Here is an 11835-nt window from a genome sequence, read left to right on the forward strand (position 1 = left end):
TTATTACAAATTACTATTATTTACTCAGTTTTTATTGATTTTTCAAATACATATTTAAATAAATAAAAAATAAGAACTGAGTATATATAAATTACTCAGTTCCTAAACTATTCTAATTAAAATACTATCTATTAAATAATATATTTTATGCTTATATTATAAACAGAGCTCTTAGCTTCAGATGGAGTTTTTACTCCAACTGAAGGTTAGAGATCGTTATCCAGGGACGTAGCTGCCGTTATCTCCCACTTTGTTAGAAGTGGGAGTGTTACGGTAGGTAGTCATCGGATAAATTCACTGTAATTTTATGCCTACATTCCTAATAAAACAAACTTAATTCAGGAATTTGAATAGTGGCGCTGGATGCACTTTTATATTGTTCATTGAGCTGCTTAATCTTTTGAAAATTACTTTCTATAATATCAAAGGAGCTCACTGGATATCCTTTAGTTTTCTTTGCCTTTTCATATACACTATTCATGGTAGAAAACCCTTTTTCCACATCTGATGCCCCAATAATATAATACACTGATGTATTGTTTAGAGTTAAAAGATCTTCCTTATCTTCCGCATAGGCCTTATCTAAAAACTCCTTAGCTTCTTTATATTTTCCCTTGTAAAAATAGAAAACTGAAAGAGTTCTATAATATTTTGTTTCTGTTGGATTTAATTTTATACACTGCTTTAATATTTCTTCACTTTTAGGATTATTATTATCTAAGTATACCGTTGCAATGCTATACTTTATTTCACTGTTGTTTTTGTGTAATTTATCTGCAATTTCATAATATTTTATGGCTTTATTTATATTTCCTTCAGTATTGTGAAAATAATTTCCTGTATTCATCATCATATTGTAATTAAAAGGCTCCCTGTAAAAAGCTTCAGAATAATAAGCAATGATTGAGTCACCATTTTTTTTGTCTGTAGATAATATTTCTGGCATTAAATATCCATAGTTATCTGTGTACAAAGGATTTTCTTCTATGGATTTTAAAGCATACTCCTTTGCCTTATCCTTTTCTCCTTTTTTAAAATAATACCAAGCTATAGCATGATTAGCCGCATAGCTATCCTTATACTTTTCTTTAAGTTTTTCCTCCAGCTTTTGAGCATTATAAAAATCTCCCACATTACTATAAATAGATAATTTTATAATATTATAGCTTAAGCTCTCCTTATTTATATTTTCATCCCTTAAAAGTTTTAATGCCTCTTCACAATTGTCAATATTTAATGAGTATACCTTTGCAAGCCAAAGGTTATACATACTTCTCTCTTCTTTATCCACAGTACCCTTTTTAAGAGAGTTTATCTTATTGACTGTTCCAATAAAATCAGTAGCTGCCATTTGTGAAAGAGTATCATAAATTATAATATTGTCCTTATCCTTTTTATAAGCTTCTTTTAAAATTGATAATCCTTCATCTACTTTCCCGCTAGCTATGGACACTTTACCATATTCAGCCAACTCCTCAGATGATTTTTTACTTACAGGATAATTTTTTATAAGCTCCATAGCTTTATTTTCTTCTCCATTAATCCTGTATAAAGCAATCATATGATTTAATATTATTTTGTTTTTAGGGTAAAGCTTTAAAGCCTGCTCCCCTTCCTTTAATGCTTCTTTATAATTTCCTTCAATATAATAATTAGCTATTACATAGGATAAAGCCTCTTCATTTTTAGTGTAATTCATGGCCTTAACCTTATCCATATACTCCTTATATTTCTTTTCCTCACCCTTCATATAATATATTCTACTTATCTTTGAATAATATAGAGGATCCTTCTTTTTCTTTTTAGCTAAACCTTCATATTTATCTATAGCTTCCTGATATTTACCCTGTAAAAATAAATTTTGGGCATTTTTGCTTTCTTTTTTAACCAATCTACTTCTTCCTATGCTTATGACCAATAAAATGAATACTAATATTGCACCTAAAATCATCCATTGTTTTTTCCCAATTTTTATCATATAATTCACCTCTTTATTATTTTATCAGAAAATTTTAGCAAAGTCATAGATTTTTAAATAAAGAGTACTATTACATAGACTTTTATGTGTTAATATTATAAAATTATATTGGTATAATTAATGTTTCAATTTTCGAAGTTGCAAAGTTTAAAATGAAAGACTGTTGGAAATTTGGAATTAAAAAGAGGGGGATAAAAATGGCAGCTAGACAAACCCGAGGAAAGCACAAAGTAAAAATAAAAAATACTAAAAGATTTTTTCTATCTTCAGCCTTATCCTTATTGATACTTATATTGATTTTTGCAGTTATATATAGTAAATTAGGAAGTAAAAAAAGTTCTGATCTTAAAAATACTAACAAAAATACATCATTAGAAAATAAAACTACTAAAAAAGATAATTCCTCAAAAACTAAAGAAGAAACTAAAAAAGAGGACTATACAGAAATACTAATAAACTCTGTAGGTGACTGCACCATAGGAACAGATACTAAGTTCTCCTATAGCACTAGTCTTCCTTGCATAGTAGAAAAAAACAATAATGACCTTTCCTATTTATTTAAGAATGTGTCTAGTATATTTAAACAGGATGATCTCACTATAGCTAATTTAGAAACCACTTTTACTAATGCAACACAAAAAAAGCAAAAGACCTTTAATTTTAAAGCAGATCCTTCCTATGCAAAATCCTTGACTTTAGGTTCTATTGAAGCTGTAAATATTTCAAATAACCACATATATGACTACTTAAATAAGGGTTTTCAAGATACTAAAAAGGCTTTAGAAGATGAAAAAATACTTTACTTTGGTGAAGGAGAAAAAGTAATTAAAAATATAAAGGGAGAAAATTTCGGTCTCCTTGGATATCAAGCTTGGTCTGATAGTAAGGAGTTTTTAAATAAATTAAAAAAAGATATAGATGAATTAAAAAGTAAAAATTGCACAGTTATCATAAATTTTCACTGGGGTGTAGAGAGACAGTATACACCAAATGCTGCCCAAAAAAATATAGCTCATTTTGCTATAGACAATGGTGCTGATCTTATAATAGGTCACCATCCACATGTGGTTCAATCTATAGAAAAATATAAGGACAAAATAATATGCTATAGCTTAGGAAATTTCTGCTTTGGCGGCAACTCCAATCCAAGTGATAAGGATACATTTATTTTGGGAACAAAATTTAAATTTAAAAATCATACACTTCAAGGTTACGAAACTAAAGTTATTCCTTGCAGTGTATCCTCAAAAAATAATGTAAATGACTATTGTCCAACACCAGTTAAAGGCTCTGAAAAGGAAAGAATTCTAAATAAAATTAGAAATCTATCTCCAACTTACAAGACTAATATAAAAGATGAATTTATTCCTATTGCAAAACAATAAGGTTATTTAATAATGTTATTTAATAATGTTGTGTAATTTATAATAGAAATTTTTATAAGTATATTTTAATTTTAACTAAATATTCATATTATGGTATATTACAAATAATATAATACAGCATTTGTAATATAACCAATAATAACTTCAAACTAAAGAAAAGTATACATTCGGAATTATAAATTCCTATAAATAAAGGGGTGTTCAAAATTAAGACTAAAGAATTTTTCAGCATAATAACTTCAAAAATAGTTTTAAAACTATCCAAAACCTTTTTTAAGGGCGGAAGTAATTTCCCAGGAAAAGTGGCATTAAAAATATGTCCAGATATTTTAAAAACCATAGGCAGTGGCTATAGGGTAATAATAGTTACAGGAACTAATGGAAAGACCACCACTACCAGTATGATAAATAGCATATTAGAATCCTCTGGTAAAAAAGTAATAACCAATAGCACAGGAGCTAATATGTTACCTGGTGTGGTAGCTTGTTTTATAGAAAACTTCTCATTCAAGGGAACAAATGAAGATAAATTTGCAGTAATGGAAGTGGATGAAGCCAATGTAAAATTCATAACTAAGCATTTAAAACCTGAAATAATAACCATAACAAATCTATTTAGAGATCAGCTAGATAGATATGGTGAAGTATATACCACTTTAAATAAAATACTTGAAGGGGTTACTCTTACACCTGAATCTAAGCTTGTTTTAAATGGCGATGAATCATTGCTTGGAGATTTGAATCTAGAAAATCCTGTACTATACTATGGATTTAATGTCCCTATAGATGAAAATAAGAAAATAGATGTAAATGCAGATGCTAAGTTCTGCAAAAAATGCAAAGCTCCTTATAAATATGGTTTTGTAACCTACAACCATTTAGGAGACTATTACTGTGATAATTGCGGCTTTAAAAGACCAGAACTTAAGTATTCTATAGACAAAATTTTAGAAGTAACTCATGATTATTCTTCTGTAAGCATAAATGGCAAAGAAGTTTCCATAAATCAGCCCGGAACTTATAATATATATAATGGTATTTGTGCCTACTCCATATGTAGGGAATTGAGTATAGAGGAAAATGCCATAATAAATTCTCTAAAAAATCAACAAAGTTCCTTTGGACGACAAGAGGAAATAAACATAGATGGCAAAGAAATTAAAATTATTTTAGTTAAAAATCCTGCAGGCTATGATGAAGCTCTTAATACCATAACCTTAAACAAGGATTCCATAGACATGTGTTTCCTTTTAAACGACAACTACGCAGATGGAAGAGATGTTTCTTGGATTTGGGATGTAAACTTTGAAAAACTTAAAGATTTATCTATTGGCAAAATTTTCGTAGGAGGCTCAAGACTTTACGATATGGCCATAAGATTAAAAATAGCAGGTTTACCTGAAGATAATTTTTCACTATGCCAAACCCATGATAGCTTACTAGAAAATATAAAAAATTGTCCAAATAACAAAATATACGTTTTAGCTACCTACACAGCCATGATTGACTTTAGAAAATTCCTTCACAGCAAGGGGTATATAAATAAACTTTGGTAATATTCTAAACACTCTCCACTTTATCTTTTAGAAATTGGAGATTAACAAAAGAATTATCTTATTTATTAGAAAGATGGTGAACTTATTGGAACTAAATATTTGTCACTTGTACCCAGATCTTCTTAATGTATATGGAGATATGGGAAACATATTAATATTAAAACACAGAGCAGAACAGAGAAATATTAACGTTAATATAGTAAATGTCTCTCTAGGAGATACTTTTAAAAAAGATGATTATGATATAGTATTCTTTGGTGGTGGCCAAGATTACGAACAATCAATAGTCTCTGAGGATCTTATTAAAAATAAAAAGGACGCATTAAAAGAATATATTGAGGACGGCAAGGTATTCCTTTCCATCTGCGGTGGATACCAGCTTTTGGGCAAATACTACACCACCCCTACTGGTGAAAAATTAGATGGTTTGGATATTCTAGACATTTATACAGAAGCCGGAAATACAAGATTTATAGGCAATACCGTAATATACAATCCTAAATTTAAAGAAACTTACGTAGGCTTTGAAAATCATTCTGGCAGAACTTACATAGGAAAGAACTTAGAACCTCTAGGGGAAGTTAAGGCAGGTTACGGAAACAATGGCGAAGATGGCTACGAAGGTTGTATCTACAAAAATACCTTCTGCACCTACTTCCACGGCTCCCTTCTTTCAAAAAATCCTGAACTGGCAGACAGACTTTTATGTACTGCCCTAGAAAATAAATATAAAACCTTTAAATTCCCAGAGCTAGATAACTCTTTGGAAATTAAAGCAAAAGAGTTTATAATTAAAAGAGAAACCAAAAAACAGGGCTAGAAAGTAGTGGGCTAGTGGGCTAGTGGGCAGGAAAAGCAAGGCTTTTCCTGCCCACTAAACTTTAAATGAAGATTTTCCATAGCGCAGCGGAGGAAAATCCTCATTCCCTAGCCCTCTAGCACACTGGCAAACTAGCACACTAATCTCTATCTGTCATCTTCTCTTCTGCTTTCTTAACCATTCTTCTAACCATTTCTCCGCCTACGTTTAAAGTAGGATCTCCAGAATCCATACCTGGAGAATTCTTGTGAATTAATCCCAGTTCCTTCGCCACCTCTATCTTAAAACTTTCCATTTCAGCAGCAGCATTAGGAACCAAATGTCTTTTCCTTGACATACAAATCTCATCTCCCTATAATTTTACTACTCTTATTTTCTCCGAGATGAGTATTTATATTCAATAATCAATTCTCAATGATTATTTTTTAATTGTCCATTGTCCACTGTCAATTGTCAACTGTCAATTGTGCACTGTCCATTGTCCACTGTCAATTGTCAACTGTCAATTCTTAATTCTTAACTCTCCCTCCACTTCCTCAACTCTAACAACATCACCCTCCTTAACCTCTCCTTTAATAATGCTCTTAGCTATTGCAGTTTCTAAAGTTCCCTCAATATATCTCTTTAAAGGTCTTGCACCATAAACTCCATCAAAGCCCTCTTTAGCCATAAGATTCATAGCCTTCTTAGTAACTTCTAAAGCTATATTCTTTTCTGCAAGCCTTCTTCTTATATCTCTTAAGAAGATTTCTACTATGCCTTCAATTTCTTCATCAGTAAGAGGTTTAAACATTATTATGTCATCTAACCTATTTAAGAATTCTGGCTTAAATCTATTTTTCATGCTTTCCATTACTTTTTCTCTTACGCCATCATCTATGCCGTCAGATTTAGTATTTTCTAAAAGATAGCTGCTTCCTATATTAGAAGTCATTATTATTATAGTGTTTTTAAAGTCCACTACCTTTCCCTTATTGTCTGTAAGTCTTCCGTCATCTAATATTTGAAGGAATATATTAAATACATCATCGTGAGCTTTTTCAATTTCATCAAATAAAACTACGCTATATGGTTTACGCCTAACTGCCTCTGTAAGCTGGCCGCCTTCTTCATAACCTACATATCCTGGAGGCGCTCCTATAAGTCTTGAAACTGAATATTTTTCCATGTATTCGGACATATCTATTCTTATGATATTTTCCTCGCTGTCAAATAAATTTCTCGCTAAAGTTTTAGCTAGCTCTGTTTTACCAACACCAGTAGGTCCTAAAAATATAAATGAACCTATAGGTTTTCTTTCATCCTTAAGTCCTGCTCTAGCCCTTATAACTGCATTAGACACAGCTCTTACAGCTTCCTTTTGACCTATAACTCTCTTTGAAAGTTCATCCTCTAATTTTATAAGCTTTTGCCTTTCTCCCTCTACTAATTTAGACACAGGGATTCCTGTCCATCTAGATAGAATTTCTGAAATCTCTTCTTCTGTAACCTCTTCTTTTAAAAGCGCTGTATCTGAATGTTCCTTTATTTCCTTTTCAAAATTCTTAATTTCCTGTTCAAGCTTAGGAATAGAGCCATATTTAAGTTCTGCAACTTTATTAAAATCTGCTTCTCTTTCTGCCTTTTCCATATCTCCTCTGGCCTTATCTAAAGTTTCCTTTAGATTTCTAATCTTAACTATATGATCCTTTTCCTTTTGGTATTTAGAAGACATTTCATTGTCTTTTTCCTTTAACTCACTTAATTCCTTTTCTAAAACCTCTAATCTTTTCTTGGAAGCTTCGTCCTTTTCTCTTAAAAGAGCTTCCTTCTCTGTTTGAAGTTGAAATAACTTTCTCTTAACTTGATCTAATTCTGTAGGCAAACTATCAATTTCAGTTCTTATCATAGCCCCAGCCTCATCTATAAGGTCTATTGCCTTGTCAGGAAGGTATCTATCACTTATATATCTATGAGAAAGCTTAACAGCACTTACAATGGCAGAATCGTGAATTCTAACACCATGGTGTATTTCAAATCTCTCTCTCAAGCCCCTTAATATAGATATAGCATCCTCTTCAGTAGGCTCCTCCACCACCACTGGCTGGAATCTCCTCTCTAAAGCCTTATCCTTTTCTATATATTTTCTATATTCATCAAAGGTAGTAGCCCCTATACAATGAAGCTCGCCTCTTGCCAGCATTGGTTTTATAAGATTTCCTGCATCCATAGAGCCTTCAGTTTTTCCTGCACCAACTATAGTGTGAATTTCATCTATAAATAGAATTATTCTTCCATCACTATTTTCCACTTCTTTTAATACAGCTTTTAATCTTTCCTCAAATTCTCCTCTAAACTTAGCTCCTGCAATTAAAGCACCCATATCTAAAGAAAATATAGTTTTATCCTTTAATCCATCAGGCACATCGCCTCTTACAATTCTCTCTGCCAGGCCTTCTACTATAGCTGTTTTACCTACCCCAGGCTCCCCTATTAAAACTGGGTTATTCTTGGTTCTTCTTGAAAGGATTCTAACAACTCTTCTTATTTCTTCATCTCTTCCTATAACTGGATCAAGCTTATGTTTTTTAGCATCCTCCACTAAATTTCTTCCATACTTAACTAAAGCTTCATAGGTTCCCTCAGGATCTTGAGTGTCTACCCTTTGGCTTCCTCTAACCATAGATAAAGCCTGCATAAAATCCTTTTTATTTATGCCATACTTAGAAAAGATTTTTCCCAAATCTCCTCCACTGCAAACCTCAAGCATAGAAAGCATAACATGTTCTACGCTAACATAAGAATCCTTAAAGCCCTTAGCTATATCCTCTGCCTTTAAAAATATCTGCTCAAATCTTCTAGAAGCGTACACCCCAGAAGACTCAGCTCCATCTCCAGTTATTTTAGGCATACTGTCTAAGGTTCTATGAGTTTCCTCCCTTAAACTTCTCACATCTATACCCATTTTTGAAAATATATTAGGAATAAGTCCATCATCTTGAGACAAAAGTGCCATAAAAAGATGAATTCCATCTATTTGCTGATGACTATATTTAACAGCCACCAATTGTGCCTCATTTATACTTTGTTGAACTTTTATTGTTAATTTATCTATATCCATAATATCCACCTCACATATATTATTACCAATTGTTTAATTAAATAATATTACAAAAGTCAAAGAAAGTCAAAGTATATTTTAAGGAGGAAAATAACGAAATTTAACCAAAAAATAAGTAAAGATGCAAAATGCACCTTTACCTATATTTTTTTCTCCATTTTAAGGGCTAAATCGAAATATTTTATTGAATCAATTGTATTGCCTAGATTATAGTACATATATCCCATTTCTAAATATCTTTCATAAAGCTCTTTATTATTTCCAAACTTAACCAAAGAATCTAAACATAAATTCATATATATTTCCGCCTGATCTTCTTCCTTTAACTTGCTTAAAATCTTAGCTTTATAATAATATGCCTTCTCTATAAATTCTATTTTATCTACTTCTATAGCATAATCTAGAGCCTCATCGCATATCTCCCTGCCAAAATCCAACACATTATTATCCGAAAGTTCCTGTACTATACCCAGTAAAAAACGCACCAAATTAAACTTATCATGCTTAGGAAAATATTTAATAGCTTCTTTTACATATTCCACTGCTTTTTCACTTTGGTTCAACCTAAACATGGTAACAGCATAATTATATAAGGCAGTAGCTTTTTTATTATCATTGTGTCCATATAGCTTATTTGCCTTTTGTTTATATTCTTCAAATCTCTTACAATCTCCCCTTAAACACATCATAGCTAACAAATGATAAATTTCAGCTTTTTTCTTTTCATCCTTCTCCAACTCAACTATTTCAGCTAGTTCCTTAGAAATTTCATAAGCTTTATCATATTCCTTAAGCATTATATAACAAACTATTTCATTATATGTTGATATAACTAAATACTGCTTTTTTAACTTTTTATCTAAAATCAAAAATTTCTTCACATTGCTATAAAAATTTATAGCTTGTCTATATTCCTTATTGGCAAAACAATATCTAGACATATCTAAATAATAAATTATTCTATTTTTGTCACTATAAGCCTTTTGATATAAATCATAATAATCACTGGTGATAAATTGTACTTTTTCTAAAATTCCTTCATCTATATAATAATTAAATAATATATTCATAAAACTAAAAGCTTTATCATAAAACTTATGGTTTATTGCTACTTTTAAATTATACTTAATTTTTTCTTCCCTATTCTTTAAATTATCTCCTTCTTTTAAAAGTTGAAAATTCTCATCTAACTGTTCCTTAACATCTTGCTTTAAATATTCCAATTCTAAGTCTAGTTTTTCTGCTATATATGTTAATACATCATCCTCTAAATCAATTTTATCATTTTCAACACAACTTAATTTAGAAACAGAAATTTTATCCCCACATACATCTTTTAATGTTAATCCCTTGTATATTCTAGCTCTCTTTATTTTTTCTCCCCTGCTCAATATCTCCATATAATCACCTATCCGCAACTTAAAAATCTTTTATTAGTCCCAAATCTTTAAATACTTGAACTCCTCCAATTAAATATACAGAAGCTTTGCTTTCATTACCTGTTTCCACATAAAATTTACCCAATAATATGCTTATTTCTCCAATTTTCTTTTTAATATCATTTTCCTTGGCTATATTCAGCGCCTGGAAAAGAGAATTTTCTGCTTCTACTAATTCATCTTCCATTCTATCTATTTTGTGCTTTAACAAGTAATAGTTCATTAGGTCAATATTACTCTCCAATTCATCCCCAGGATGTTTTTCAATATATGAATAAATATCCTTTAACACTTCTTTTCCACTTGAAACATTCTTTAGCTTTATATGATTTTCACATATATTTATAAGTGTTTCTATTAATTTTCTATCTCCATTCAATCTTCTAATTTCTCTTGCTTTATTTAGGTGAATAAATGATTCTTCTATGTTTTCAAACTCTGAAAATAACCTCCCCATGTTATTTTCAATCTGCGCCAAGTAATTTACATTATTTATATCTTTAAACAATTCCAAACTCTTTTTAGAATACTTTATAGCCTCCTCTAAATGCCCTTGCTTACTATATTCTTCCGCCAAAAGCATCATGGATTTTGCATATCTTTCCTTATCATTTATTTGAGCAAACTTCTCTTTTGCAAGATAAGTATAATTTATAGCTCTAGTTATATTTTCTAATTTCAAAAAAGTCATTGCCGTAAAATAATATATTTCTCCAATAAGAAAATCATTGGCTATACTATTATCCACAAAAACCTTTTCAGCCTGTTGGAAATAGCTGCTTGCAGAGTGGTATGCCTTTAAATCCAAAGTTATTTTTCCCAGTTTTATAAAGGTCTTTACTACCTCTTCATAGCAATTATTCTTAATAAATATTACATTAGCAGATAAAAAAAGCTGCTGAGCTAGTATTTCTTCCCCTTTTAACATATGTATAGTTGCTCTTAAATATAAAATATTTGCTTTTCTATTTTCCAATTTATACTTTTCAGCATAGTAAAGAGCACTTTCTATATTATGTTGAGCTTGTACTAAGTCATTGCTTATAATATAAGTTTCTGCAACATTTTCGTAGAACAAACATATTTTTTCTGCTTGTGTTTCTTCACTTTCCATTATGTACTCCACAGAAGTACTAAGCTTATTTGCCAAATATTCCAGCAAATCCATACTTGGATTAGACTTACCTGACTCTACTAAACTTATTTGCCCAGGAGTAATTCTCTCTCCAGCCAAATCCTTTAGTGTCATCCCCAGTTCTTTACGCCTTCTCTTAATTTTTTCTCCCAATGATAATATCTCCATAGCCTATCTTCCTTCACATATGTAGAATATTTTATTTATTTGTAAAAGTTTCTTAAATTATCTTTTATTATACCATATTTTTTATGTTTTCTGCAAAATATGTTTTAATATTTCAGAGATTTAGCACCTAAATTCCAGTAAAAATTTTATTTTTACTGGAATTGTATCTTTTTACATTTACTTAAAGGGCTGGTAAGCCCGCAGACCGATAGGTCGCAAAAATAGATACACTTACCCCTACCCCACGAAATCTT

At 30.7% G+C, this 11835-nt stretch carries 8 protein-coding genes; 3 read left to right on the plus strand and 5 right to left on the minus strand.

Going from position 1 to position 11835, the window contains the following annotated elements:
• Positions 1-319 precede the first annotated feature (319 nt).
• Positions 320-1978 carry a tetratricopeptide repeat protein gene (locus tag FGK85_RS13155; protein WP_138207352.1) on the minus strand — a complete coding sequence of 553 codons (1659 nt, stop codon included), beginning with the start codon at positions 1976-1978 and terminating at the stop codon, positions 320-322.
• 197 nt (positions 1979-2175) lie between these two features.
• Between FGK85_RS13155 and FGK85_RS13160 the strand changes: the two genes are divergently transcribed.
• The 3 genes from FGK85_RS13160 (at position 2176) to FGK85_RS13170 (ending at position 5739) form a co-directional block, all read left to right on the plus strand.
• Positions 2176-3363: a CapA family protein gene (locus tag FGK85_RS13160; RefSeq protein ID WP_171011433.1), complete on the plus strand. Its 1188-nt coding sequence runs from the start codon at positions 2176-2178 to the stop codon at positions 3361-3363.
• A 197-nt stretch (positions 3364-3560) separates the two neighbouring features.
• A complete protein-coding gene (locus FGK85_RS13165) occupies positions 3561-4919 on the plus strand; it encodes a Mur ligase family protein (protein WP_138207356.1) in 1359 nt (452 codons plus the stop codon).
• A gap of 85 nt (positions 4920-5004) precedes the next feature.
• Positions 5005-5739 carry a type 1 glutamine amidotransferase gene (locus FGK85_RS13170; RefSeq protein WP_138207358.1) on the plus strand — a complete coding sequence of 245 codons (735 nt, stop codon included), beginning with the start codon at positions 5005-5007 and terminating at the stop codon, positions 5737-5739.
• A gap of 139 nt (positions 5740-5878) precedes the next feature.
• On the opposite strand, the gene FGK85_RS13175 is transcribed toward FGK85_RS13170, so the two are convergent.
• From FGK85_RS13175 to FGK85_RS13190, 4 genes are all read right to left on the minus strand, one after another.
• Positions 5879-6076: an alpha/beta-type small acid-soluble spore protein gene (locus FGK85_RS13175; RefSeq protein ID WP_138207360.1), complete on the minus strand. Its 198-nt coding sequence runs from the start codon at positions 6074-6076 to the stop codon at positions 5879-5881.
• Positions 6077-6241: 165 nt separating this feature from the next.
• Positions 6242-8839 (minus strand): ATP-dependent chaperone ClpB, encoded by a 2598-nt coding sequence (clpB, locus tag FGK85_RS13180; protein WP_138207362.1) that lies wholly within the window; start codon positions 8837-8839, stop codon positions 6242-6244.
• Between the two features lie 140 nt (positions 8840-8979).
• Positions 8980-10239, minus strand: coding sequence for a helix-turn-helix domain-containing protein (locus tag FGK85_RS13185; protein ID WP_138207364.1), 1260 nt, complete (start codon positions 10237-10239; stop codon positions 8980-8982).
• A 19-nt stretch (positions 10240-10258) separates the two neighbouring features.
• Positions 10259-11581 carry a helix-turn-helix domain-containing protein gene (locus FGK85_RS13190; protein WP_138207366.1) on the minus strand — a complete coding sequence of 441 codons (1323 nt, stop codon included), beginning with the start codon at positions 11579-11581 and terminating at the stop codon, positions 10259-10261.
• Positions 11582-11835: the final 254 nt, after the last annotated feature.

Source organism: Haloimpatiens lingqiaonensis (assembly GCF_901447495.1).
Taxonomy (GTDB): Bacteria; Bacillota; Clostridia; order Clostridiales; family Clostridiaceae; genus Haloimpatiens; species Haloimpatiens lingqiaonensis.